This is a genomic window from Streptomyces sp. NPDC056128 (assembly GCF_042263835.1).
In the GTDB taxonomy this organism is placed as follows: domain Bacteria; phylum Actinomycetota; class Actinomycetes; order Streptomycetales; family Streptomycetaceae; genus Streptomyces.
The window spans coordinates 179936-206278 of sequence record NZ_JBHJVQ010000002.1 but is presented as its reverse complement, the minus strand read 5'-3'; the positions used below and the strand labels follow the sequence as shown (position 1 = coordinate 206278).

Sequence of the window (26343 nt, the reverse complement as noted above, 5' to 3'; positions counted from 1 at the left end):
GGGGCGGGCAGACGGGCAGTGGACTTGCCCGTCCCCCACTGAAAGGCTGAGCGGCGAGAGGCAGGTGTGGACACGCATGGCAGGAACCGCCGGAACGCCGGGCACCCCGCGCGTCCTGCGCGCCATGAACGACCGGGCCGCCCTGGACCTCCTGCTGGAGCACGGGCCGCTGTCCCGGACCCGGATCGGCAAGCTGACCGGCCTGTCGAAGCCGACCGCCTCCCAGCTGCTGGCCCGCCTGGAGGCCGCGGGCCTGGTGCTGGCCGGCGGCACCACCGAGGGCCGCCCCGGCCCCGGCGCCCAGCTCTACGAGGTCAACCCGGCCGCCGCGTACGCCGCCGGACTCGACGTCACCCCGGACCGCGTCCTGGCCGCGGTCGCCGACGTCACCGGGCGCACCGTCGGCCGCTTCGAGCTGCCGACCCCGGGCCGGCGGCCCGTCGCCCCGGTCGTCCAGCAGGTCACCGACGCCCTCGACGGCGCGGTGAAGGCCGCCGGGCTCGCCCGGGCCGACGTCCACCGCCTCGTCATCGGCACCCCGGGCGCCTTCGACCCGGGCACCGGGCGGCTGCGCTACGCCTCCCACCTGCCGGGCTGGCACTCCCCCACCCTCCTCGACGAACTCGCCGCCGCGCTGCCGATGCCGGTCGAGTACGAGAACGACGTGAACCTCGCGGCCGTGGCCGAGCAGCGCCTCGGCGCGGCCCGGGGGCACGAGGACTTCGTGCTGCTGTGGAACCAGGAGGGCCTGGGCGCCGCCCTGGTCCTCGGCGGCCGGCTGCACCGCGGCTGGACCGGCGGCGCGGGCGAGGTCGGGTTCCTGCCGGTGCCGGGCGCGCCGCTGGTCCGCAAGGTCAGCCGGACCGGCAGCGGCGGCTTCCAGGAACTCGCCGGTTCCCAGGCCCTGCCGGGGCTCGCCCGGGAGCTGGGACTCACCGACCTCCCCCCGGGGCCGTACTACGAGGCCGCCGCCGCCCTTGTCGCCCGTGCCGCCGCGACCGACGACGAACCGCACCGCCGGCTGCTCCAGACCTACGCCACCCGCCTGGCCACCGGCCTCGCCTCGCTCGTCTCGGTGCTCGACCCCGAGCTGGTGGTCCTGAGCGGCACCTCGCTCGCCGCCGGCGGCGAGGCGCTGCGCGACCTGGTCCAGGACGAGCTGGAGGAGCTGGCCGCCTCCCGGCCCCGGCTCGTCGTCGGTGACGTGACCGACCACCCCGTACTGCGCGGCGCGCTGGAGAGCGCCCTCGCGACCACCCGCGACGAGGTCTTCGACACCTCGCGCTGAGCCACCTCCGCACGGCACGACCCACCCCGCACCACCACCCCCGTCCCGCCACGCCCTGCCCCAGGGAGCCTCGCCATGCCCGGAATATCCAGAAAGGCCGCCCTCGCGGTCGCCGCCTCCGCCTCCCTCGCCCTGCTCGCCACCGCCTGTACCGGCCAGGCCGAATCCGGCGCCTCGGACGACCCGAACGCCGAGACCACCCTCACCTTCTGGCATGGCTGGAGCGCGCCCGCCGAGGTGAAGGCCGTACAGGCCAACGTCGACCGCTTCGAGAAGGCGCACCCCAACATCAAGGTGAAGGTCGTCGGCAACATCAACGACGACAAGCTCAACCAGGCCCTGCGCGCGGGCGGTTCGAGCGGACCGGACGTGGTGTCCTCGTTCACCACCTCCAACATCGGCAAGTTCTGCTCCTCGGGCGCCTTCGCCGACCTGAAGCCCTTCATCGAGAAGTCGAAGCTCGACCTGGACGCGCTCATCCCGAAGCCGATGCTGGACTACACCCAGTTCGAGGGCACGCGCTGCGCCCTGCCGCTGCTCGGCGACGCCTACGGCCTCTACTACGACAAGGACGCCTTCGCGGCGGCCGGGATCAAAGCCCCGCCCAAGACCTGGTCCGAGTTCGCCGAGGTGGCGAAGAAGCTGACCAAGCCGAAGGGCGACGGCTACGAGCAGCTCGGCTTCATGCCGAACTACCACGGCTACGAGACGGTCGTCGACCACTACATGTCCCAGTGGGACCACGCCTACTTCGGCGACGACGGCAAGTCGAGCGTCGCCGAGGACCCGGCCTTCGCGGAGATGTTCACGTACCAGAAGAAGCTCGTCGACGACCTCGGCGGCTTCGACAGGCTGGAGAAGTACCGCAACACCTTCGGCGACGAGTGGGGCGCCAAACACCCCTTCCACACCGGCCAGGTGGCGATGCAGCTCGACGGCGAGTGGCGGCTCGGCATGGCGAAGGACGCCGGGGTGGACTTCGAGATCGGCACCGCGCCGATGCCCGTCGCCGACGACGAGGTGGACGAGTACGGCAAGGGGTTCCTGTCCGGCACCGTCATGGGCATCGCGCCGCAGAGCGAGAAGAAGAACGCCGCGTGGGAGCTGGTGAAGTACATGACGACCGACACCGAGGCCGTCGTCGCCTTCGCCAACGCCATCCGCAACGTGCCCTCCACGTTCCCGGCCCTGAAGTCCCCGGACCTCGAGACCGACCCCGCGTTCAAGACCTTCCTGGACATCGCCCAGCACCCCGAGTCGAACTCCCCGCCGGCCTCCGTCAACGGCTCCACGTACCAGCTGACGCTCCAGGACTTCGGGTACCAGTACGAGTCGGGCAAGGTGAAGGATCTCAAAGCCGGGCTGGAGAAGACCGCCCAGCAGATCGACCGCGACATCGAGCAGACGAAGTAGCGGACATGACCACGTCCATGACCACGAACACCCTCCGCGCGAAGCGCCGTTCCTCGGCGCTGCGCACGCTGGCCTTCATGTCACCGTGGCTCGTCGGGTTCGGCGTCTTCTTCGCCTATCCCCTGGTGTCCACCGTGTACTTCTCGCTGATGAAGTACGACGGCTTCGGAGTCCCGGAGTTCCGGGGCCTGGACAACTGGGTGTACGTCTTCCAGGACTACCCCCTGTTCTGGCCGGCCCTGCGCAACACCCTGTGGCTGGTCGTGGTGATGGTGACCTGCCGGGTCGTGTTCGGGCTCGGGATCGGGCTGCTCATCACGAAGATCAGGACGGGGGCCGGGGTCTTCCGCACCCTCTTCTACCTCCCCTACCTCGCCCCGCCGGTCGCCGCGACGCTGGCCTTCGTCTTCCTCCTCAACCCCGGCACCGGACCGGTCAACTCCGTCCTGGAGGGCCTGGGCGTCCCCGCGCCCGGCTGGTTCACGGACGCGGCCTGGTCCAAGCCGGCGCTGACCGCGCTCGCGCTGTGGGGCGTGGGCGACCTCATGGTCATCTTCATGGCCGCGCTGCTCGACGTACCGAGGGAGCAGTACGAGGCGGCCGAGCTGGACGGGGCGTCGGCGTGGCAGCGGTTCCGGTTCGTGACGCTGCCGAACATCTCGCCGATCGTACTGTTCGCCGTGGTCACCGGCGTGATCCAGACGATGCAGTACTACACGCAGCCGCTGGTCGCGGGGAAGGTCGCCTCCGGGGTCATCGGCGGCTCGGGCCAGTCCTTCGAGCCGGGCTACCCCGACAAGTCGACCCTCACGCTCCCCCAGCTCGTCTACAACCTCGGCTTCCAGCGCTTCGACTACGGCTCCGCGTGTGTGGTCGCCCTCGTGCTGTTCGCGCTGGCCATGGCGTGCACGGCGCTGCTGATGCGCCGCCGGGGCGGACTGATCCAGGCAGGTGACCGATGACCCAGGTACTGGACCGGCCCGTGGTGGCCGGCACGACACCGCCCGCCGAACGGCGTGCCGCTCGCCGGCGCGTGCTGCTGGAGTGGATCGGCGTCCACGCCCTGGGCGTCGCCGCCGCCCTGTTCTTCACCCTGCCGTTCGTCTTCGTGGTGCTCACCTCGCTGATGAGCGACCAGCAGGCCCTCACCCGGGACCTGTGGCCGCACACCTGGGAGTGGGGCAACTACCGCACGGTCCTGGACACGCCCGGCTTCCTCACCTGGTGGCGGAACACGCTGCTCTACGCCGGTCTGGGCACCGTCCTGACCGTCGTGTCCTCGGTGCCCGTGGCCTACGCGCTGGCCAAGTTCCGCTTCCGGGGCCGGCAGCTGTCCCTGATGCTGGTGATCTCGATGATGATGCTGCCCCCGCAGGTGATCATCATCCCGATGTACCTGTTCTGGGCGAAGCAGCTGGACCTGTCCGGCACGCTCTGGCCGCTGATCATCCCGATGGCCTTCGGCGACGCCTTCTCCATCTTCCTGCTGCGCCAGTTCCTGCTGACCATCCCGGACGAGTACCTGGACGCGGCCAAGGTCGACGGCTGCGGGGAGCTGCGCACCCTGCTGAAGGTCGTCCTGCCGATGGCGAAACCGGGCATCGCGGCGGTGGCCCTCTTCCAGTTCTTCTACGCCTGGAACGACTACTTCGGCCCGCAGATCTACGCCTCCGAGAACCCCGGCGCCTGGACCCTGTCCTACGGCCTGGAGTCCTTCAAGGGCGCCCACCACACCGACTGGAACCTCACCATGGCCGCGACCGTGCTGGTCATGGCCCCCGTGATCCTCGTGTTCTTCTTCGCGCAGAAGGCGTTCGTCGAGGGCGTCACACTGACCGGAGTAAAGGGTTGATGACTGCATGAAACTCACCGTGGTCGGCGGCGGTTCGACCTACACGCCCGAACTGATCGACGGCTTCGCCCGGTTGCGGGACACCCTGCCGGTCGAGGAACTGGTCCTCGTCGACCCGGCGGCGGACCGGCTGGAGCTGGTGGGCGGCCTCGCCCGCCGCATCTTCGCCCGGCAGGGACACGACGGCCGCGTCGTCACCACCTCCGACCTGGACGCGGCCGTGGAAGGCGCCGACGCCGTACTGCTGCAGCTGCGCGTCGGCGGCCAGGCGGCCCGCGAGCAGGACGAGACCTGGCCGCTGGAGTGCGGCTGCGTCGGCCAGGAGACGACCGGCGCGGGCGGCCTCGCGAAGGCGCTGCGCACGGTGCCGGTGGTGCTGGACATCGCCGAGCGGGTCCGGCGGGCCAACCCGGACGCCTGGATCATCGACTTCACCAACCCGGTGGGCATCGTGACCCGCGCACTGCTCCAGGCGGGACACCGGGCGGTCGGCCTGTGCAACGTGGCGATCGGGCTCCAGCGCAAGTTCGCCGCGCTGCTCGGCGTGACGCCCGCCGACGTCCACCTGGACCACGTGGGCCTCAACCACCTCACCTGGGAGACCGGCGTCCGGCTCGGCGGCCCCGAGGGCGAGGACGTCCTGCCCCGGCTGCTCGCCGACCACGGGGACGCGGTCGCCGCCGACCTGCGCCTCCCCCGCCCCCTTCTGGACCGCCTGGGCGTCGTCCCCTCCTACTACCTGCGCTACTACTACGCGCACGACGAGGTCGTGGACGAACTGCACACCAAGCCCTCCCGGGCCGCCGAGGTGGCCGAGATGGAGCGGCAGCTGCTGGAGATGTACGGCGATCCGGCCCTGGACGAGAAGCCCGCCCTGCTCGCCAAGCGCGGCGGCGCCTACTACTCGGAGGCCGCCGTGGACCTGGCCGCCGCCCTGCTCGGCGGCGCCGGCTCCCCGTACCAGGTGGTCAACACGTACAACCGGGGCACGCTGCCCTTCCTGCCCGACGACGCCGTGATCGAGGTGCCGGCCGCGGTGGGCGCCAAGGGTGCCGCCCCGCTGCCGGTGGCGGCCGTGGACCCGCTGTACGCGGGCCTGATGGCGAACGTGACCGCGTACGAGGACCTCGCCCTGGACGCCGCCCTGCGCGGCGGCCGGGACCGGGTGTTCCGGGCGCTGCTCGCCCACCCCCTCGTCGGCCAGTACGGGTACGCCGAGCAGCTCACCGACCGGCTGATCGCACACAACCGGGAGCACCTGGCGTGGGCCTGACCGCGAGCGTGCTCGCCGTCGACGCGGGCAACAGCAAGACCGACGTGGCCGTCGTGACGGCGGACGGGGAGGTGCTGGCCACGGCCCGCGGCGGCCCCTTCCGGCCGCCCGCGGTGGGCGTCGAGCGGGCCGTGGACGCCCTGGCGGAGGCGGTGGCGCGGGCCTTCGCGGCGGCCGGTGTCGGCTCCGTCGAGCACGTGTCGGCGTGCCTGGCCAACGCCGACCTGCCCGTGGAGGAGGAGCAACTGGCCACCGCGCTGCACGCGCGCGCGTGGGGCGCGCGTGTCGACGTGCGCAACGACACGTTCGCGATCCTGCGGGCCGGTGTCGACGAGCCGCTCGGCGTCGCCGTCGTGTGCGGGGCCGGCGTCAACTGCGTCGGCATGCGCCCCGACGGCCGCACCGCCCGCTTCCCCGCCATCGGCCGCCTGTCCGGCGACTGGGGCGGCGGCTGGGGGCTGGGCGAGGAGGCGCTGTGGCACGCGGCACGCGCGGAGGACGGCCGGGGCGGACCCACCGAACTGGCCCGGACCCTGCCGGCGCACTTCGGGCTCGACTCGATGTACGCCCTCATCGAGGCCCTGCACCTGCGGCACGTCGAGCCCGCCCGGCGCCACGAGCTGACCCCCGTGCTGTTCGCCACGGCGGCGGCCGGCGACCCGCTCGCCCGGTCGGTGGTGGACCGGCAGGCCGACGAGGTGGTGGCGATGGCGACGGTCGCGCTGACCCGGCTGGACCTGCTGTCCGAACCGGCGCCGGTCCTGCTCGGCGGCAGCGTCCTGGCGGCGCGCCATCCGCAACTCGACGACCGGATACGGGAGCTGCTGGCGGCCCGCGCCCCCAAGGCCGTCCCCACGGTGGTGACGGCGCGGCCGGTGCTGGGCGCGGCGCTGCTGGGTCTGGACCGGGTGGGCGCGGCGGCCGGGGCCCGGGCGCGGGTGCGGGAGCGGTTCGCGGTCTGACACCGCGCCGGACGGCCGGCGGGACCGGCTCGGGGAACCGAACCGGTTCCGCCGGCGTATTCATGGGCAGGGGTGGTGCGTTGCACCGTGATCAAATCAAGATCGGGTGAAGGCCGGTGCGAATGTCGGTGCGGGCAGCGATACTTGCGGCGACGGATGACCATGGGGGAGGTCAGGAGTGACTCGACCGCCGAAGGGCAGCGCGGCACCGCAGGGCTCAGGCGTGCCCGCGCCGCCCGCCGTGCCGCCGCAGTCCGGCCCTCCGGCGCCCGAACGGGGCCCGGCCGGCGGCGCACCCGCGGCTCCCCCGCAGCCGCCCGCCCCGCCCCGGCGCACCGCCTTCGCCGAGGGCGTGGACCGGCTGCGCGCGGCGGCGGTCACCGAACCCGGGCGGCTGCGCATCATCGGCGCGCTGCTCGCCGCGCTGGTCGTCGTCTTCGGCGCCGTCACCGCCTGGCAGATGAACGACCGGTCCACCGCGGCCGACGACGTGCTGACCCGCAGCCAGCCCCTCAGCTCCGCCGCGGCCGGCATCTACCGCTCCCTGGCCGAGGCCAACACGGCGGCCTCCAGCGGCTTCCTCGCCGGCGGCCAGGAGACGAAGGACTCCCGCGACCGGTACGACAACGGCATCAGCGCCGCCGCCGAAGGACTCGTCACCGCCGCCGCCAACTCCGACCCCGACTCACCGGCCGCGAAGACCATCGCCAGGCTGAACCGGCTGCTGCCCGAGTACAAGGGCCTGGTCGAGCGCGCCCGCACCTACAACCGGCAGGGCTTCCCGGTCGGCGGCGCCTACCTGCGCTACGCCAACGAGAAGATGCAGAAGGAGATGCTCCCCGCGGCGGAGGACCTCTACAAGACGGAGAACGGGCGGCTGAGCGCCGACTACGGCGACGCCAAGCCCTACCCCTGGGCCGCGATCGCCCTCGGCGTCGTCGTGCTCGCCGCGCTGGCCTGGGCACAGCACCGCAACTACCGGCGTACCAACCGGGTCCTGAACCACGGCCTGGTCGCCGCCACCGCCACCGCCACGATCGTCATGCTCTGGCTGGTCGTCGGCCACAGCGTCGCCCGGTCGAACCTGACCGACTCCTACGAGCACGGCGTCCGCTCGCTGAACGCGCTCAACGAGGCCCGCATCGCCTCCCTCAAGGCCCGCGGCAACGAGAACCTCACCCTGGTGTCGCGCGGCGCGGAGACCACCAAGGTGGGCGACAAGACGTACGACTCCTACGACCTGGCCTTCGGGAAGAACATGGACACCCTCGGCAAGGCGCTCGCCGAGGCGGGAAGGCTCGCCGACGACAAGGCGGGCGAGTCGCCCGTGGACGCGGCGAACGGCAACATGACGGAGTGGAAGAAGCGCCACGCCTCGGCCCGTGAGCAGGACGACTACGGCAACTACCAGCAGGCACTGGACCTGGTGATAGGCGGCGAGGGCGCCACCGTCGAGTGCTTCGACGGCGTGGACGACTCGCTGGCCACCGCGCTCGCGCACGAGAAGGACGAGTTCGAGCGGTCGGCCGGCGACGGCCTGGACGCGATGACGCTCCTGCCCCAGGGCGCCGGGATACTGGCGGGACTGGGCGCGGCCGGCGCGCTGCTGGGCATCGGACGCAGGCTGTCGGAGTACCGGTGAGGCGGCGCGCGCGGCCGGCCGGTGGGAAGGGGAACCCTTGGAAGGAGGCGAAGGGGGCGTGAGGATGCGTGCCATGCGATTGCGGACCGGGTTGAAGGGCTGGGGCGGGGTAGGAGCGATGGCCTTCGCCTGCGCCCTCGCGGTGCTGTTCGCCCTGCTCCTGCCGTTGGTCCGCTCGCACGGCGAGAGCGGCGGCGCCGACGACGGCCACGGCCTCGCCCACGGCGGCCAGGCCCGGGCCGCGCAGGAGTGCCCGGCCCCGGAGAAGCAGACCCTCGCCCCGTCCGGGGCCGACGGCCCCACCATCGACGAGATCCGCGGCCGCGAGGGCGAGAAGCGCAAGCTGATCGTCGGAGTCGACCAGAACAGCTACCGCTGGGGCTACCGCGACCCGAACAGCGGCGGCGGCGCCGAGCTGGAGGGCTTCGACATCGACCTGGCGCACCGCATCGCGGAGGACATCCTCGGCGACGCGGACGCCGTGCAGTTCAAGGCCATACCCACCAACCAGCGCGAGCCGGCGATCCAGGACGGCCGGGTCGACATGGTGGTCCGCACCATGACCATCAACTGCGCCCGCCTGGAGAAGGTCGCCTTCTCCGCCCCCTACTTCCGGACCGGCCAGCAGCTGCTCGCCCCCAAGTCGTCCCCGATCACCGGGTACGACGGCACGCTGGCCGGCAAGAGCATCTGCACGGCGGCCGGTTCCACCGCGCTGAGCACACTGGAACAGGACCAGAAGGACGGCCGGCTCGCCGCCGACGCCGACCTCGGCACCACCGTGCCCAACCAACTCGACTGCCTGGTAAGGCTCCAGCTCGGCGAGGTCGACGCGGTGGTCACCGACGGCGCGCTCGCCGCGAGCCAGGCCGCGCAGGACCCGACGGTGCAGCTGAAGGGCGACCCCTTCACCACCGAGTACTACGGCGTGGCGATGAAGAAGGACGCCGACGATCTGGTACGCCGGGTCAACCGGATCCTGGAGGAGTGGCGCGCCGACCGGACCGACGGCTGGCAGAACTCGTACGACGAGTGGCTGTCCCCGACCATGGGCGACGACCCGGCGCAGTCGGAGCCGCCGGCCCCGGAGTACCTGCGCAAGAGCTGAACGGCCGCCGTACACAGGCAGAGAGCACGAGTCCGCGACAGCGAAGGGTGATCGATGGGCGACACGGGACCCACCGGGCCGGTAATGGACCGGGACGAGGTGGACCGTGCGCTGGCGCGGCTCGGCGCGGAGCACGAGGCGGTCGAGACCTCGCTGCTCGCCCTCCAGGACCACGCGGGCCGCAGACTCCTCGAAGGCGCCGAGCTGACCGGCGTCACGGTCGAGCGCTGGAGTACCGCGGAGGCGTCGATCACGCTGCTGTGGTCCTACTTCGACGCGTACACCGGCGCGCTGCGCACCGCCCGGGAGATCCGCTCCCGGCGCCGCTGGTCCAGCCGCGAGGACCTGGCGGAGCTGACGGAGCTGCTGCGCGGCGAGGCCGTCACCGTGGCCGGCGGTGCGGCGGCCCTCGCCCAGGCGCCCACCCCGGACGGCGGTCCCGGACGGCTCAGCGAGCGCTATTCCCTGGCGACGCTGGTGGAGCGGATGAACCAGCTGTACGCGACCTCCCTGGACATGGTCGTCGCCGCCGACGCGGTGTGGTCGGCGCTGCCCGCCCGGATCGATTTACTCGCCGCCGAGCTGCAGCGCACCCGCAAGCTCGCGCACTCCGTGGGCGTGCGGCCCGGCGAGCACCCGTCCGGCGACGACCTGGAGCGGATCACCCGCACCCTGACGCGGCTGCGCGAGCGGGTGGTGTCCGACCCGCTGGCCTTCTGGCTGCCCACGGAGGGCAGTTCGGCGCCCGGCGGCGGCCGTCCCGACACGACGGTGTACGACCGTGAGGCGCGCGCCCTGGAGGAGGTGCGCCGCGAGATCGACGCCGTGCTGGCCGTCCGCCAGGACGCCGAGCAGCGCATCGTGCGGCTGCGGGACGTGCTCTCCCGCGCGGACCGCACGCTCGCCGAGGCGCGCACCGCGCGCGGCGAGGTGCTGGCGAAGATCGCCGCGACGGAGGTGCCGGTGGTCGGCGGACCGCCGATCGTGCTCCAGGAGCAGCTGGCGGCGGCCGCCGAGTACCGCAGGCACGCGCAGTGGCACCGGCTCTCCCCGCTCCTGGAGTCCCTGGAGGAGAAGGCGGAGGACGAACTGCTGCGCGCCCGCGAGTCGTTGACCGCCGTCACCGCCCCGCTGGCGGTCCGCGCCGAGCTGCGCGGCCGGCTCGACGCCTACAAGGCCAAGGTGGCCCGCCTCGGCTTCGCCGAGGACCCGGAGCTGGCGGAGAAGTACGAGAAGGCGCGCCGCATGCTGTGGAGCGCGCCCTGCGACCTGCGCGTCGCCGAGCAGGCCGTGCTGCGCTACCAGCACGCGGCCGCCGAGACGCTGGGCTCCCCGCGGCGCGTGCCCGGGCAGGGCGGGCCGGTGGACCGGACGGGGCCCGGCGTATGAGCGACGAGGGGGAGGCAGCGTCATGAGTGAGGCAGGGCGGACGTGTCAGCGTCCCGGCTGCGGCGGGACCTACGAGGACATGGGCGGCGGGGAGCTGTACTGCGACACGTGCGGTCTCGCGCCGGTCGTCGCGTCGAACGGCATGGTCGGCTCGACCCCGACGGGCGTCACCGGAGGCGGCGGCCGGGGCTCGCGCGGTTCGGCGGGCAGCGCCGGTTCGCGCTCCAGCGCCCGCAGTTCGCGTACGTCGTCGCAGTCGTCGCGCTCGTCACGCTCGTCGAGGTCTCGGCGCTCCGTGTCGGGGCGCCTCTCGCGGGCCGTGTCGGGACGGTCCACGGGGCGTTCGGTGTCGGTGCGCAGCTCCGGTTCGGGCGCCGGCTCCACCGCGCGGGGGCGCCTGGGCGCCGGACTCGTCGAGGTCCCGGCGGTCCCGCGGCCCGACCCGCGCGAGATGGTCATGGAGCGTCCGGAGGTGCCGGAGCGGAAGCGGTTCTGCTCGCGCTCGGACTGCGGGGGGCCGGTCGGGCGGTCCCGCGGCGAGCGGCCGGGCCGCACGGAGGGCTTCTGCACCAAGTGCGGCCACCCGTACTCGTTCGTGCCCAAGCTGAAGACCGGTGACGTCGTGCACGGGCAGTACGAGGTGGTGGGCTGCCTCGCGCACGGCGGGCTGGGCTGGATCTACCTCGCCGTCGACAAGGCCGTCTCCGACCGCTGGGTGGTCCTCAAGGGCCTGCTGGACACCGGCGACCAGGACGCGATGGCGGCGGCCATCTCCGAACGGCGGTTCCTCGCCGAGATCGAGCACGCCAACATCGTGCGGATCTACAACTTCGTCGAGCACCTCGACCAGCGCACCGGCTCCCTCGACGGCTACATCGTCATGGAGTACGTGGGCGGCAAGTCGCTCAAGGAGATCGCCAACGCCCGCCGCTCCCCCGCGGGCAGACGCGACCCGCTGCCGGTGGAGCAGGCCTGCGCGTACGGCATCGAGGCGCTGGAGGCGCTCGGCCACCTGCACAGCCGCAAGCTGCTGTACTGCGACTTCAAGGTCGACAACGCCATCCAGACCGAGGACCAGCTCAAGCTCATCGACATGGGCGCGGTCCGCCGCATGGACGACGACGAGTCGGCGATCTACGGCACGGTGGGCTACCAGGCGCCGGAGGTGGCCGACGTGGGCCCGTCGGTGGCGTCCGACCTGTACACCGTGGGACGCACCCTGGCCGTGCTGACGTTCGACTTCCAGGGGTACACCAACGTCTACGCCGACTCGCTGCCCGACCCCGACACCATCGAGGTGTTCCGGCAGTACGAGTCCTTCTACCGGCTGCTGGTGCGCGCCACCGACCCCGACCCGGCCCGCAGGTTCGCCTCCGCGCAGGAGATGGCGGAGCAGCTGACCGGTGTGCTGCGCGAGGTGGTCTCGCTCCAGACCGGGCGTGCCCGGCCCGCGCTCTCCACGCTGTTCGGGCCCGAGGTCCGCGTGACGGACACGGAGCTGTTCCCCCGGCTGGACGGCGAGGTGTCGCCGCTGGGCGCCCGGACGACGGTCCGCACGCGCGGGCGCGGCACCGGCGCGGGTGCGTCCCTGCCGGGCGGCCCGGGGTCCGCGCCCGCGCTGCCGGGCGGGACGGGACCGGCCGTGGGAGCGCCGGGCGGGACGGTCGCGGGGGCCACGCCGGGTGGCGCTGCGGGCGGCGCTGCGGGTACGACGGCCGGGCCGGTCGGAGCCGCGGGGGTGGGCGCGGCCGCCGGCGGGGGCGCGAGCGCGTCGCTGCCGGGCGCGGTGAGCGCGGTCGGCGGGCTCGACGGCGGCACCTCCGGGCTGGTCAAGGACGCCGACGCGCCCACCGCGTCCCTCGCCCTGCCGGTCCCCCGGGTCGACGCGGGCGACCCCAACGCGGGCTTCCTGGCCGGGCTCATGGCGTCCGCGCCGGGCGAGCTGCTGACCGCGCTGGCCGCCGCGCCGGCGCCGTCGACGGAGACGCGGCTGCGGCAGGTCAGGGCCCGGCTGGAGAACGGCGACGCGCCCGGCGCGCTGACGGCCCTGGAGTCGCTGGAGGGCGAACGGCCCGACGACTGGCGGGTGGTCTGGTACCGCGGGCTGGCCGCACTGGTGACCGGCGGGCACGAGGACGCCGCGCTGGCCTTCGACGCGATCTACGACGCCTTCCCCGGCGAGACCGCGCCCAAGCTGGCGCTCGGCCTGTGCGCGGAGGTGCTGGGACAGCTCGACAACGCCGCCGAGTACTACCGCCTGGTGTGGTCGACCGACCCGAGCCATGTGAGCGCCGCGTTCGGCCTGGCCCGGGTGCAGCTGGCCGGCGGCGACCGGACCGGTGCCGTACGGACGCTGGAGTCGGTGCCGGAGTCGTCGGTGCACTGCACGGCCGCGCGGGTCGCGGCCGTCCGGGCCCGGCTGCGGCGGCGTACGGCGAACGCCGGCGACGTGGCCTTCCTGGACGACCTGACGGCCGCCGCCCGGCAGGTCGAGGCGCTGGACGTGTACGGTCTGGATCCGGCGCGGCGCGAGCAACTGTCGGCCGAGGTCCTCGGTTGCGCGCTGGACTGGGTACTCTCCGGAGGTCGGGGTTCCGTCCCGCCCGCCGCCGGAGGACGGACGCTGCTCGGCAGCGCCCTGGACGAACGCGGCCTGCGCTTCGGCCTGGAGCGTTCGTACCGCACGCTGGCCCGGCTGGCGCGGGACGGCGAGGAGAGGATCGACCTGGTGGAACGTGCAAATCGTTACCGCCCCCGGACGTGGGTGTAGTTGATGTCGCAGATGCCCCAGCAGGCCGCTGTGTCCAAGTGCCCGAGCTGCGAGGAACCCCTCGAGTCGGGTGACCGTTTCTGCGGTGCGTGCGGATACGACCTGTCCGCCGTGCCCCCGCGGCCCGACGACCACCCGACCGTCGCCGTCGGCGGCGCGGTGGTGCCCGCCCCGGCGCCCGCGCCGGACGGCGTGGACTGGCCCGCGGCCCGGGACTCGGACGGCCACGGCCGTCCCGTCCCCGTGCACGCGGCCGCCGAACTGCCGGGCACCGACTCGGGCGGCTCCGCACTGCCGCCGCCCCCGGCGGCCCCACCGGCCCCGTCGGCGCCGCCCGCGCCCGGTGTGCGCTTCGACCGGCCCCGCGAACCCGAGGAGTACCCGTTGCAGGCGCCCGACCCGCGGCTGACCGCCTCAGCGGCGCCGCACGCCGAGCAGGGAGCCGAACCGGCCGCGCCCGCCGCCCCGGCAGCGGCTCCGGCCGCCGCTGACAAGGTGTGCGTGGCCTGCCGCGCGGGCCGCGTCGACGACGACGGCTACTGCGAGAACTGCGGGCACGCCCAGCCCCGCGAACGCGACCACATGGAGCAGGAGTCGGGCCCCGTCGCTGCGGTCAGCGACCGCGGCCTGCGCCACCACCGCAACGAGGACGCGTTCTCGGTGGGCTGCACCGCACTGCCCGACGGCGCCCCCGCGAACGTCGCGATCGTCTGCGACGGCGTCTCCTCCGCGACCCGCCCCGACGACGCCTCGCTCGCCGCGTCCCGAGCGGCCGGCGAGCTGCTGCTGACCGCCCTGCCGCGCGGCACGCACCCGCAGCAGGCCATGCACGACGCCATCCTCGCCGCCTCGCACGCCGTCAACGCGCTGGCCGACGAGCCCGCCACCGCCCGCGAACAGGGCCCCCACCAGAACGCGCCCGCCTGCACTCTGGTCGGCGCCGTGGTCACCGCCGGCCTGCTGGTCGTCGGCTGGGTCGGCGACAGCCGCGTCTACTGGGTGCCGGCCGACCGCGCCACCCCGCCCGCCCGGCTCACCGAGGACGACTCGTGGGCGGCGCAGATGGTCGCCGCCGGTCTGATGAGCGAGGCCGAGGCGTACGCCGACGAACGCGCCCACGCGATCACCGGCTGGCTGGGCGCCGACGCCTACGAACTGGAGCCGCACACCGCGTCCTTCAAGCCGGACCGCCCCGGCGTGGTCGTGGTCTGCACGGACGGCCTGTGGAACTACGCGGAGTCCGCCGAGGAGATGGCCGACGCCATGCCCCTCGACGCCGCCGCCCGACCGCTGCACGGCGCCCGCGTCCTGGTCGGCCACGCCCTGGACGGCGGGGGCCACGACAACGTAACAGTGGCCCTCGTGCCGTTCCCGGCCGTGCCGCAGGGGGCAGGATCGGCCTGAGGCCCCCGTACGGGTAGGGGTACGCGCGCGGGGTGGCCTCGCGGGCCGCAGGGGGCGGTCCGTGCCAGCAGCCAAGGCCCCACCTCCGTGGGGACGTAGAGGGGGATGCGATCCGGCATGGCCAATTTCTCGAAGTCGAACGTGCCGCAGTTCGCGGTGGACGTCTACCAGAACGAGTACCTGCCCGAGGGCGGCCAAGAGGTCAACGCCATCGTGACGGTCACCGCGACCGGCGGCGGCACGGTCGGGAGCGCGGTCGCCGCGCCCCACCTGTACTCGCCGGGCCAGGGCCCGTCGGCGGCCGTGGCGTTGCTGGTCGACTGCTCGGGCTCGATGGACTACCCGCCGACCAAGATGCGCAACGCCCGTGACGCGACGGCCGCCGCGATCGACACCTTGCGCGACGGCGTGCACTTCGCGGTGGTCGGCGGCACCCACGTGGCCAAGGAGGTCTACCCCGGCGGCGGGCGGCTCGCGGTCGCCGACGCCACCACCCGGGCGCAGGCCAAGCAGGCACTGCGCGGCCTCAGCGCGGGCGGCGGCACCGCCATCGGCACCTGGCTGCGGCTGGCCGACCGGCTGCTGTCCACCGCGGACGTCGCCATCCGGCACGGCATCCTGCTCACCGACGGCCGCAACGAGCACGAGTCGCCGGAGGACCTGAAGGCGGCGCTCGACGCCTGCGCCGGGCGGTTCACCTGTGACGCACGCGGCGTGGGCACCGACTGGGAAGTGAAAGAAGTCACAGGGATCGCCTCCGCCCTGCTCGGCACGGCCGACATCGTCGCCGATCCGGCGGGCCTGGCCGCCGACTTCACGCAGATGATGGAGACGGCCATGGGCAAGGAGGTCGCGGACGTCGCGCTGCGCCTGTGGACCCCGGTCGGCACCACCGTGACGTTCGTCAAGCAGGTCGCGCCCACGGTCGAGGAGCTGACCGGCCGCCGCTCCGAGGCGGGGCCGCGGGCCGGGGACTACCCCACCGGTTCCTGGGGCGACGAGTCCCGCGACTACCACGTCTGCGTGCGGGTACCGGCCGCTGAGCTGGGCCGGGAGATGCTGGCCGCCCGCGTCTCGCTGGTCATCCCGGAGCCCGACGGCACGGTTCAGAACCTCGGCGCGCAGGGGCTCGTACGGGCCGTGTGGACGGACGACATGACCGCCTCCACGTCCATCAACCCGCAGGTCGCCCACTACACCGGGCAGGCCGAACTGGCACAGGTCATCCAGCAGGGGCTGGATCTGCGCAAAGCGGGCGACATGGACGGAGCAACGGCCAAACTGGGCCGCGCGGTTCAGCTAGCGGGGGTCTCCGGAAACGGCGATACGGCGAAACTGCTTGCGAAGGTGGTGGACGTGGTGGACGCGGCGGCGGGTACTGTGCGACTGAAAGCGAAGGTGGAGGAGGCCGACGAGATGACTCTCGAGACCCGGTCGACCAAGACCGTTCGTGTGAAGAAGTGACGCAGGACCATCCGCGCGACACGCCCGCAAGAGAGGGAAGCCCCGACATGCCGACCTGCCCGAACGGACACCAGTCGGGTTCCGACGACTGGTGCGAGGTCTGCGGTCACCGCATGGCCGGTGCCGTGCCGCCCCCTCCGCCGCCACCGCCCCCCGGCGGCGGCTACGGCTTCCCGCCGCCCGGCGGTCCGGGCGGTGGTCCCGGCGGTCCCGGCGGCGAGCCGCAGCTGTGCCCTCAGTGCCGTACGCCCCGCGAGGGCGGCGCGCCCTTCTGCGAGGAGTGCCGGTGGAACTTCCTCACCAACACGGCCACCTCGTACACCCCGGCCGCCCCGCGCCCGCCGGCCTCCGGCGGCCCGGCACCCTTCCAGCAGCCGCCGGGGGGTCCGTCGTACGGCGGCGGTGACGCGTACGGCTACCAGGGCTCACGCCCGTCCCAGATGAACCGCCCCGCCGAGCCGATCCCGCCGGGCCCGCCGTTCGGCGGCGACCCGTCGGGGCGCGGGGGTCCGGGCGGGCCCGGCGGTCCCAACGGTCCTGCCGGTCCCGGTGGACCTGGCGGTCCGGCCGGTGGACCTGGCGGGCCCGGCGGTCCGGGCGGTGGTCCTGGCGGTCCTAACGGCCCCTCGGGCCCGTTCGGACCCGGCGGCCCTGGTGGACCCGGCGGCCCTGGCGGTCCGGTTGGCGGTCCTAACGGCCCCTCGGGCCCGTTTGGCCCCGGTGGTCCCGGCGGTCCCGGCGGCCCGGGTCGTCCCGATGGTTCCGGCGAACCCAACGGTCCCGGTGGTTTCGGGAGCCAGGGCGGCCCCAATGGCCCCGGCGGTTTCGGCGGCCCGGGCGGCCCAGGTGGCCCCAACGGTCCTCATGGTCCCGGCGGCCCCGGCGGTTTCGGCGGCCCCGGTGGGCCCAATGGTCCAGGTGGTCCGGGTGGTCCCAACGGCCCCGGTGGCCTTGGCGGTCCCGCTGGGCCCCATGGTCCGGGTGGTCCGGGTGGTCCGGGTGGCCCCAACGGACCCGGCGGTCCTGGCGGCCCCAACGGTCCCGGTGGCCCGGGCGGTCCTGGCGGCCCCGGTGGCCCCGGTGGCCCCGGCGGCCAGAACGCCCCCTCCGGCCCCCCGGCCCCGCCCCCGTTCGGCGGTGACCCGTCGCGGCCGGTTCCGCCGCCGCCCGGGCCCGTTCCGCCCGCGTCCGGTCCCGGCGGTCCGGGCGCCCCGCAGGGCGGCTACGGCTACCCGCAGCGCGGCGCCACTCAGGCCCCGCCCGGCCAGGGCTTCGGCGGCGGTGACGACGACTGGGTGCTCTCCCCGCCGTCCTCGACCGGTCCCGGCGGCCCGGGTGCCCCGCAGGGCGGCTACGGCTTCCCGCAGACGGGTGCCACCCAGGCGCCGCCGTCGCCCACCGGTCCCGGCGGCCCGGGTGCCCCGCAGGGCGGTTACGGCTACCCGCAGACGGGTGCCACCCAGACCCCGCCCGGCCAGGGCTTCCCGCAGCCGACGACCTGGTCGGCGACGATCGGCCCGGACCGCGACTACTTCATGGCGATGATGCACCGCTCGGGCCCCGAGGCCGCGGGCCTGAACCTGCCCGCGTACTCGCCCGAGCAGCAGCGCACGCTCACCGGCAACCAGATCACCATCGGGCGCCGCCGGCACTCCACCGGTGACACCCCGGACATCGATCTGGCGGTACCGCCGGAGGACCCGGGCGTCTCGCACCAGCACGCGGTGCTGGTGCAGCAGCCGGACGGCAGCTGGGCGGTCGTCGACCAGAACTCGACGAACGGCACGACGGTCAACGGCGGCGAGGAGCCGATCCAGCCCTTCGTACCGGTACCGCTCCAGGACGGCGACCGCGTGCACGTCGGCGCCTGGACGACGATCACGATCCGCCGGGGATAGCCCGGCGGGCCCGTCCGTCAGGTGAAGGGCCAGGCGTACGGGCCCTCGGGGTCGTCCAGCCACGCCCAGGCCCGTGCGCCGCTGAGGGTGATGCCGAAGCGCTCGCGGTGCGGGGCGTCCTCGCGGTCCCAGAGCGCGTACGCCTCCTGCGGGTCGAGGCTGCCCCGGCTCAGCGCCAGCAGGAAGCGGAACAGGTCGTTCTCCCGGGCCCGGCGCGGCACCCCGCCCAGGCCCTGCGGCTGCGGCGCGGAGGCGTCCGCGCCGCGCAGCGGCACGAAGTACGCGGGCGTGTGCAGGAAGCGCCCCTCGGCGTGCCCCGCGTCGTGGACGGTGAGGACGACCAGCCCGGTGGCGAGCGGGGTCAGGATCCTGCCGCCGGGACGGCACTGGGCCAGCCAGGCGTGCGGCACCGAGGCCAGCGAGCAGGTGGCGAGGATCCGGTCGTAGGGGGCGCGCTCGGGCACTCCGCGGGCGCCGTCGCCGGTGACGACGGCCGGACGGTACCCGGCGGCGGCCAGGTGCCGGCGGGCCGACTCGGTGATCTCCGGTTCCAGGTCGACGGTGGTGACGAGGTCGTCGTCGCCGAGCCGGTGGGCGAGCAGGGCGGCGTTGTAGCCGGTGCCGGCGCCGATCTCCAGGACCCGGTCGCCGTCCGTCACGTGCAGCTCCGCCAGCATCATCGCCATCAGCGAGGGCTGGCTGCTGGAGGAGACCAGTTCGCCGTCGCGCATCCGGGTCGCCAGCGGGGCGTCGGCGTACGCGCCGCGCACCCAGCGCTCCCGGGCGTCCCGGTCGGGGTCCTCGCCCCACCGGCGTTCGTAACCGCCCCCGAAGCCGACGTAGTAGTACGGCACGAAGAGGTGGCGCGGGACCGTCTGGAACGCCTCCCGCCAGACCGGGTCGGCCGCCCAGGCACCGCTCAGCTCGATCTCCCGCACCAGCTCCGCCCGCGCCGAGGCCGCGAGGCGGTCCAGGTCCTCGTGCCCGCCCATGCCTCCACAGTACGGGCCCGGGCGGGGGACCTAAGTCCGAAGTCCTATGTCCAGGCGTCTGAGACCATGGACGACGTGAATGAGATTCGGCGCGGCACGCTTCAGGAGCAGACCTTCTACGAGCAGGTCGGCGGGGAGGAGACCTTCCGCCGGCTCGTCCACCGTTTCTACCAGGGTGTCGCCGAGGATCCGATCCTGCGGCCGATGTACCCGGAGGAGGACCTGGGCCCGGCCGAGGAGCGCTTCACGCTCTTCCTCATGCAGTACTGGGGCGGACCGACGACGTACAGCGAGAACCGGGGCCATCCGCGGCTGCGGATGCGCCACGCGCCCTTCGCCGTGGACCGGGCGGCGCACGACGCCTGGCTGAAGCACATGCGGGTCGCCGTCGACGAGCTGGGGCTCTCCGAGGAGCACGAGCAGACGCTGTGGAAGTACCTGACGTACGCGGCGGCCTCGATGGTCAACACCGCCGGCTGACCGGTCCGTCCATGGGGGCCGGGGCGGGGTAACGGGCGGATTCCGGTCGTCCGACGCCGGATTCCGGTCACGATCCGGTCAAGTCCGAGCCCCAGACGCTTACTTCCGTACCTGCTCCTCTGACAGCATCGCCGAGAGGTCTGGACAACATCGGCGGGGGACCGGGTGGCGGGGTACGGGGGATTCGCGGGGTTCGTGCTGCTGCGCGCGCGGGCGCACCGCCTGCTGCTCGCCGCCGCCCTGCTCACCGTGCTGCTCACCACGGCGGTCCTGACGACCCTGACCGCCTATTCGGGCGCGGTCGGCGACGCGGCCCTGCGCCACGCCCTGGCCGATCCCCGCAACGCGGCGGACACCGCGCTGGTCGTCAAGGCGGACGTGCCCGAGGAGGGGCGCGAGAAGGCCGACCGCACGGTGCGCGAGGGCGCCCGGGACACCTTCGGCGGGCTGCCAGTCACCGTCCGGGAGATGGTGCGGTCGGGGGCGTACAGCCTGCCCGCCACGCTGCGGCCGCCCGGCGAGCGCGGGGACGACCCGGACCTGACCTACTTCGCGGCCCTGGACCCGGCGCAGGTGCGCGTCACCGAGGGCCGGCTGCCGCGGGAGGGCGCCGGAGGGAGCGGCGGAGCCGTCGAGGTCGCGCTGCCGACGGCCGCCGCCGAGCGGCTGGACGTCCGGCCCGGCGCCCGGCTCACCCTCGCCGACCGGTTCGACGGCCCGGACGTGGTCGTCGAGGTGACCGGCCTGTACCGGCCCGCCGATGCCGCGGCCCCCTACTGGCGGCTGGACGACCTCGCCGGGCGCGGCGTCAAGAAGGGCGGCTTCACGACGTACGGGCCGCTGCTCGCCGTCCCCGGGGTGCTGACCGGGGGCGCGGTGAGCGCGGGGCCCTCGGGGTGGCTGGCGACGGCCGACTTCTCCTCGGTGACGGCCGGGCGGACGGACGAGCTGCGGGAGGCGGCCCGGGGCGGCATGGCGTGGCTGCGCGAGCGCCCGGTCCTCAGCGGCTCCACCGCGGCGACCACCTCCCTGCCCGAGGTGCTCGACCGGCTCGACCGCTCCCTGCTGGTCTCCCGCTCCACGCTGCTGGTCGTCGCCCTCCAGCTGGCCCTGCTCGCCGGGTGCGCGCTGCTGCTGGTGGCCCGGCTGCTGAGCGCCGAGCGCGCGGCCGAGCGGCGGCTGCTGCGGGCGCGCGGCGCCTCCCGGGCGCGGCTGGGGTCGCTGGCCGCGCTGGAGGCGCTGCTGCTGGCCGTCCCGGCGCTGGTCCTCGCGCCGCTGCTGGCCGGGCCGCTGACCCGGCTGCTGGCCGGCCAGGGGTCGCTGGACCGGATCGGGCTGCGGCTCCAGGTACCGGCCTGGGGCGGCGGCTGGGTGTGGCTGACGGCGGGTGCGGCGGCCCTCGGGTGCGCGCTGGCGGTGACGCTGCCGGCCCTGGCCTCCTCGCTGAACGCCGGGGGCCGCGCCCGCGCGCTGCCCGCTCCGCTGCGCGCCGGTGCCGACGTCGGGCTGCTGGTGGTCGCGGGCGTCGCGTACTGGCAGCTGTCCCGGCAGACCTCGGGCGCGGTGAGCGGCGACGGTACCGGGGCCCTCGGCATCGACCCGCTGCTCGTGGCGGCGCCCGCGCTGGCGCTGCTGGCGGGGACGGTGCTGACGCTGCGGCTGCTGCCGCCGGTGGCGCGGCTGGCGGAGCGGCGGGCGGCCGGCGGGCGGGGGCTGACCTCGGCGCTGGCGGGCTGGCAGCTCAGCCGCCGGCCGATGCGCGGCGCCGGTCCGGTGCTGCTGCTGGTGCTCGCGGTGGCCCTGGGCATGCTCGCGATCGGCCAGGGCACCTCCTGGGAGCGCTCGCAGGACGACCAGGCGGACTTCCTGGCCGGGGCCCCGGTGCGGGTCCTGGCCACCGGTTCGGTGGGCCCGGGCCGCACCGAGACCTACGCGGACGTCGAGGGCGTACGGGAGGTGGCCCCCGCGGCGCGCTCCACGCTGCAGTTGTCCGCCGACCGCGCGGCGACGGTGCTGGCGCTGGACACCGGGCGCGCGGCGGACACGATGCTGCTGCGCCCGGACCTGTCCGACGAACCGGCCGGGACGCTGCTGGCCGCGCTGGGCACGGAGGAGCGGGCGGCGGGCGCGGAGGTGCCCGCCGGGACGGTGCGGCTGGGGGTGACCGCCACCCTGCGCGGCGGCCCGGGCGGCGGCGGGGAGAGCGCCACGGGACCGGCGGACGTGACGGTCACCGTGCGGGACCGCTACGGCGTCCCCTTCCGGCTGCCGGCCGGCGAGCTGCCCGCGGACGGCCGCCGCCACACGCTGGAGCTGGACGTCTCCCCGGGCGGCCCGCTCACCGTGACCGGCGTGGAACTGGTCACGGCCCAGCCGGTCGGCCGCGCGGAGCGGCACCGCCTGACGCTGACGGAGCTGACCGCCACGGCGGCCGACGGGACCGTGCGGCGCCCGGCGCTGCCCCGCTCCTGGACGGCCTCGGTGCGCGGCGACGGGCCGTCCTCGTCGCCGGACGGAGACACCAGTCCGACCAAGCCCCGGCTCGCCCCGTCCGGACCGCCGTCGGTGGAATACGGCACCGGGTACCAGCCGGCCGACCCGTACAGCACCCTGACGTCGGCGGTGACGCTGCGCCTGGACGTCGTACAGCCCGCGCCGCCGCGGCTCACGGCCGTCGCGACCGACCGGTACCTCGACTCGGCGGGCGCCCGCGTCGGGCAGAGCGTGGACGTCCAGCTCGACGGCCACAGCCTCCCGGTGCGGATCGTGCGCTCGGTCCGCGCCCTGCCGACCACGGCCGCGCCCGACGCGACGACCGCGGCGACCGCCACGACCGCCACGACCGCCACGAAGGACGGCGGCGCCCTGCTGCTCGACCTGCCGTCCGTGAACCGGGTGCTCCAGGCGGAGTACGGCGAGGCCCTCGCCCCCACCGAGTGGTGGCTGCGTCCGGAACCCGGCGGCACGAGCGGGGTCGTCACGGCGCTGCGCGCCTTCCCGGACCTGGAGCCCTCGCAGGTCGTCGTGCGCGACGAACTGGCCGCGGGCCTGCGCGACGACCCGTTCGGCGCCGGCCCGGAGGCGGCGTTCACCGCGGCGGCCGGAGTGGCGGCGGCGCTCGCGGCGGTCGGCTTCGCGGTGAGCGCGACGGGGTCGCTGCGGGAACGCGGCGCCGAGTTCGCGATCCTGCGCGCCCTGGGCGCCCCGCGCCGCCGGCTGGCCCGCACGGTCGCCGTCGAGCAGGCGGTGCTGCTGGTCCTGGCCCTGCTGGTGGGCACGGCCCTGGGCGCGGTGCTGACCCGGGCGGTGATCCCCCTGATCGTGCTCACCCCGCAGGCCACCCACCCGGTCCCGGACGTGCTGGTCGCCCTGCCCGCCGGCCGGGTCGCGCTCCTCCTTGCGGGTGTCGCCGTCACGCCCCTCCTGGTCACGGCGGCCCTGGCCCTGCGCCGCACGGACCCGGCGTCGGCGTTGCGCGAGCAGGGAGGTGAGGCGCGGTGATCCACGTTCGCCCCGCCGCGGGGGCCGTCACCCGCGCGAGCGCCCCGTCCACCGCGCGAGCGCGCGTCACAGGACAGGGACGACAGAGAGGTGAGGCGCGGTGAAACCGGTGAGCGTTCCCTGGGTCCGCACCCGGCTTCGGGCCGCGCCCGGTGCCGCCTGGGCCCTCGCGGTGCTGGTGGCACTGACCGCGTGTCTGGCCGCCGCCTTCCCGAGGGCACTGGACCGGTACGCGGACGCGGGCCTCGACCGGGCACTGGCGCAGGCCCGCCCCGACCGGACCAGCGTGCTGGTGGTCGCCCCGCAGCCCGACTTCGGTCTCCCGCCACGAGAGCGGGAGGAGTCGCTGCGCCCGGACCCGCTGGGCCGCCGGTACGCCAAGGCGGTCGCCGCCGTGGACCGCCGCGCTCCGCTCGCCGTCGACCGGGCGCAGTCGACGTACGGGGTGCGCACCACCGACGGTCTCCCGGTGCCGGAACCCTGGCTGCCGCAGCCGAGCGGGCTGCCGGCCCAGTTCTACTTCGCCGCCCAGCACGGCCTCGGCGACCACGCCCGGATCGGCTCCGGCCGCCTGCCGCGCGTGACCGGCGACCCGGTGACCGCCGCGACCGGCGCGCTGGAGGCGGCGGTCACCACCGAGACGGCCCGCACGCTGCGCATCAAGGTGGGCTCCGTCCTGCACGTGCCCGGCGTCGAACGCGCCCCGCTCACCGTCCGGATCACCGGGGTGCTCGCCCCGCGCGACCCCGACGGCGCCTACTGGTCCACCCAGTCCGTGCTGCGCGAGCCGTCGCTGATGACGGTGCCGGGGTCGGCGGGCGCGGACCGCGAACGCTACTGGCTGGGCACGCTGCTGCTCGCCCCGGACGCCGGGCCCGCCCTGCTGGGCACGGCCGGGACCCCCGTCCGCTACTGGCAGCTGGCCCCCGACACCGACGCGCTGCACGCCCACGACGTGGACGGGCTGACCTCGGCCGTCGCCGCCCTGGAGTCCGGTCCTGGCCTGCGCGAGGTGCGTTCGGGGGTCGACCCGCTCGCGGACGTCAGCACCGACCTGGACGAGACGGCGCTCGCCTTCGACGGGCTGCGGTCGGGCATCGGCCCGCTGGTCGCGGTCGCCGCCGCCGGGGCCGGCACGGTCGCGGGGGTCGTGCTGCTGATGGCGGGCGGCCTGGCCGCCGACCGCCGCCGCGCCGAACTCGCCCTGCTGCGGGCCCGCGGCGCCTCCCTGCGGGGCGTCGCCGGACGGCTGTTCGCCGAGACCGCCGTGGTCGCGCTGCCCGCGGGCGCCCTCGGCCTCGCCGCCGCGCTGTTCGCGCTGCCCGGTGGCCGGCTCGCCCCCGCCGTCTGGGCGGCCGTCGCGGTCACCGCCGTGGCCTGCGCCGCACTGCCCCTGCGCGCGGCCGTCGCGCACCGCACCGTACGGGTCCACGACGGCCGGCGGGACGTGGCCTCCGCCCGTCCGTCCCGGCGGCGTACGGTCGCCGAACTCACCGCCGTCGCCCTGGCGCTCGGCGCGGTCGAGACCCTGCGCCGGCGCGGCGCGTCCGGCAGCGGCGGTGACCTGGTGTCGGCGGCACCGGTATTGGTCGGAGTGATCGCCGCGCTGGTGCTCGTACGCCTGTACCCGCTGCCCCTGCGCCGCCTCGCCCGCCCGGCGGGACGCCTGCGCGGCGCGGTGGGCCACCTGGCGCTGGCCCGCGCGGGCCGTACGTCGGTCTCGGCGGTGCTGCCGCTCCTCGCCCTGCTGACCGCGCTCACCACGGCCGCGTTCGGCGGTTCGGTACTCGCCGGGGTGACGGACGCCCGCGACCGGGCGGCGCTGCTGACCGTCGGCGCCGACGCCCGGATCGAGGAGACCGGGCCGCTCCCGGCCGGCCTGCCCGACCGCGTGCGCGGCACCTCCGGGGTCCGGGACGTGGTCGAGGTCGGACTGACCTACCAGGCCAAGGGCTCGGACGGCCGCCAGACCCTGCCGGTGGCCGGCGTGGACCCGGCCGCCTACGCGCGGCTCGCGGCGGAGACCGGGCTGGGGGCCTTCGAGGCGGCCGAGCTGAAGCGGCGCGGCGGTTCCGAGGAGCCGCTGCGGGCGCTGGCCTCGCCGTCCATCGCCGAGCGGTTCGGCACCGGGCCGTTCCGGATCCGCGTGGAGGACGGCACCTCCGTCACGGTCCGGATCGCCCTCGTCCGCGACCGCACCCCCGCCGTCTCCGGTGAGGACTTCCTGGTCGTGGACCGGGCCGGACTCTCCGCCGAGGCGGCCCGCCCGACCGTACTGCTGCTGACCGGCGACCACGTGGACGCGGGCGCACTGCGCCGTGCCGCGGGCGACGACGCCGGTGCCGAGACCAGTGCCGTGAAGCTGCGGTCCGAGGAGCGGGACCGGTACGTCGACTCGCCCCTCCAGTCCGGCGCCGAACGCGTCTACGCCGGTGCCGTCGCCGCGGGCACCGGCTACGCCGTCCTCGCCCTGCTGCTGTCCCTGCTGCGCGCCGCTCCCGAACGCGCCGCCCTGCTGGCCCGGCTGCGCACCATGGGCCTCACCCGGGCGCAGGGCCGCCGCCTGCTCGTCCTGGAGTCCCTCCCCCAGGCCGTCCTGGCGGCCGCGGGAGGCGCCCTGACCGGCTGGGCGGCGATCCGCCTGCTCGCCCCCGGCCTCGACCTGACCACGATCGCCCTGGCGGGCGCCGCGTCCCCGGTGGGCCGCGCCGAACTGCGCACCGACCCGTGGTCACTGGCCCTGCCGGCGGTCGCGGTACTGGTGGTGGCGGTGGGCGTCGCCGCGGTGCAGGCGTGGTGGTCGGGCCGGCGCGGGTCGGTCACCGAACTGAGGGCGGGGGACGCGCGGTGAGGGCGTCCCCGGCGGGCCGGGCGTTCCCGGCGGGTCTGCAGGACCGCTCCCCCACC

General features: G+C 75.0%; 17 protein-coding genes. 16 read left to right on the top strand and 1 reads right to left on the bottom strand.

Annotated elements, in window-relative coordinates:
- Nucleotides 1-76 precede the first annotated feature (76 nt).
- The 13 genes from ACFC1X_RS04880 to ACFC1X_RS04820 all read left to right on the top strand — a co-directional run bounded on the left by ACFC1X_RS04880 (nucleotide 77) and on the right by ACFC1X_RS04820 (nucleotide 18463).
- The gene (locus tag ACFC1X_RS04880) at nucleotides 77-1288 is read left to right on the top strand and encodes an ROK family protein (protein WP_376348828.1); all 1212 of its coding nucleotides are present in this window, start codon (nucleotides 77-79) and stop codon (nucleotides 1286-1288) included.
- 75 nt (nucleotides 1289-1363) lie between these two features.
- A complete protein-coding gene (locus tag ACFC1X_RS04875) occupies nucleotides 1364-2701 on the top strand; it encodes an ABC transporter substrate-binding protein (protein ID WP_376348826.1) in 1338 nt (445 codons plus the stop codon).
- Between the two features lie 17 nt (nucleotides 2702-2718).
- Entirely contained in the window at nucleotides 2719-3663 is a 945-nt protein-coding gene (locus ACFC1X_RS04870) for a carbohydrate ABC transporter permease (protein ID WP_376349767.1), read from the top strand.
- Nucleotides 3660-4553, top strand: a complete 894-nt coding sequence (locus tag ACFC1X_RS04865) for a carbohydrate ABC transporter permease (protein ID WP_376348824.1) — start codon at nucleotides 3660-3662, stop codon at nucleotides 4551-4553. Before ACFC1X_RS04870 ends, ACFC1X_RS04865 begins: the two co-directional genes overlap by 4 nt.
- Before the next feature lie 7 nt (nucleotides 4554-4560).
- Complete coding sequence (locus ACFC1X_RS04860) at nucleotides 4561-5826, top strand: 6-phospho-beta-glucosidase (protein WP_376348822.1); 1266 nt, start codon at nucleotides 4561-4563, stop codon at nucleotides 5824-5826.
- Nucleotides 5817-6788 (top strand): N-acetylglucosamine kinase, encoded by a 972-nt coding sequence (locus tag ACFC1X_RS04855; protein WP_376348820.1) that lies wholly within the window; start codon nucleotides 5817-5819, stop codon nucleotides 6786-6788. The genes ACFC1X_RS04860 and ACFC1X_RS04855 overlap by 10 nt, the downstream gene beginning before the upstream one ends.
- A 178-nt stretch (nucleotides 6789-6966) precedes the next feature.
- Nucleotides 6967-8430 (top strand): hypothetical protein, encoded by a 1464-nt coding sequence (locus ACFC1X_RS04850; protein WP_376348818.1) that lies wholly within the window; start codon nucleotides 6967-6969, stop codon nucleotides 8428-8430.
- 64 nt (nucleotides 8431-8494) lie between these two features.
- Nucleotides 8495-9538 carry a glutamate ABC transporter substrate-binding protein gene (locus ACFC1X_RS04845; RefSeq protein ID WP_376348816.1) on the top strand — a complete coding sequence of 348 codons (1044 nt, stop codon included), beginning with the start codon at nucleotides 8495-8497 and terminating at the stop codon, nucleotides 9536-9538.
- A gap of 54 nt (nucleotides 9539-9592) precedes the next feature.
- Complete coding sequence (locus tag ACFC1X_RS04840) at nucleotides 9593-10927, top strand: hypothetical protein (protein WP_376348814.1); 1335 nt, start codon at nucleotides 9593-9595, stop codon at nucleotides 10925-10927.
- A gap of 22 nt (nucleotides 10928-10949) precedes the next feature.
- Nucleotides 10950-13697 carry a tetratricopeptide repeat protein gene (locus ACFC1X_RS04835; RefSeq protein WP_376348812.1) on the top strand — a complete coding sequence of 916 codons (2748 nt, stop codon included), beginning with the start codon at nucleotides 10950-10952 and terminating at the stop codon, nucleotides 13695-13697.
- 3 nt (nucleotides 13698-13700) lie between these two features.
- On the top strand, nucleotides 13701-15101 hold the full coding sequence (locus ACFC1X_RS04830) for a PP2C family serine/threonine-protein phosphatase (RefSeq protein WP_376348810.1): 1401 nt from the start codon (nucleotides 13701-13703) through the stop codon (nucleotides 15099-15101).
- 117 nt (nucleotides 15102-15218) lie between these two features.
- A complete protein-coding gene (locus ACFC1X_RS04825) occupies nucleotides 15219-16565 on the top strand; it encodes a VWA domain-containing protein (protein ID WP_376348809.1) in 1347 nt (448 codons plus the stop codon).
- 47 nt (nucleotides 16566-16612) lie between these two features.
- Nucleotides 16613-18463 carry an FHA domain-containing protein gene (locus ACFC1X_RS04820; RefSeq protein ID WP_376349766.1) on the top strand — a complete coding sequence of 617 codons (1851 nt, stop codon included), beginning with the start codon at nucleotides 16613-16615 and terminating at the stop codon, nucleotides 18461-18463.
- Between the two features lie 17 nt (nucleotides 18464-18480).
- On the opposite strand, the gene ACFC1X_RS04815 is transcribed toward ACFC1X_RS04820, so the two are convergent.
- Nucleotides 18481-19455, bottom strand: coding sequence for a methyltransferase domain-containing protein (locus ACFC1X_RS04815; RefSeq protein ID WP_376348807.1), 975 nt, complete (start codon nucleotides 19453-19455; stop codon nucleotides 18481-18483).
- A 66-nt stretch (nucleotides 19456-19521) separates the two neighbouring features.
- On the opposite strand from ACFC1X_RS04815, the gene ACFC1X_RS04810 reads away from it, so the two are divergent.
- The 3 genes from ACFC1X_RS04810 to ACFC1X_RS04800 all read left to right on the top strand — a co-directional run bounded on the left by ACFC1X_RS04810 (nucleotide 19522) and on the right by ACFC1X_RS04800 (nucleotide 26287).
- Nucleotides 19522-19935, top strand: a complete 414-nt coding sequence (locus tag ACFC1X_RS04810) for a globin (RefSeq protein WP_234960292.1) — start codon at nucleotides 19522-19524, stop codon at nucleotides 19933-19935.
- Between the two features lie 165 nt (nucleotides 19936-20100).
- Complete coding sequence (locus ACFC1X_RS04805; protein ID WP_376348806.1) at nucleotides 20101-23436, top strand: FtsX-like permease family protein; 3336 nt, start codon at nucleotides 20101-20103, stop codon at nucleotides 23434-23436.
- A 100-nt stretch (nucleotides 23437-23536) separates the two neighbouring features.
- Nucleotides 23537-26287, top strand: coding sequence for an FtsX-like permease family protein (locus ACFC1X_RS04800; protein ID WP_376348804.1), 2751 nt, complete (start codon nucleotides 23537-23539; stop codon nucleotides 26285-26287).
- The last annotated feature ends 56 nt before the right edge of the window (nucleotides 26288-26343 follow it).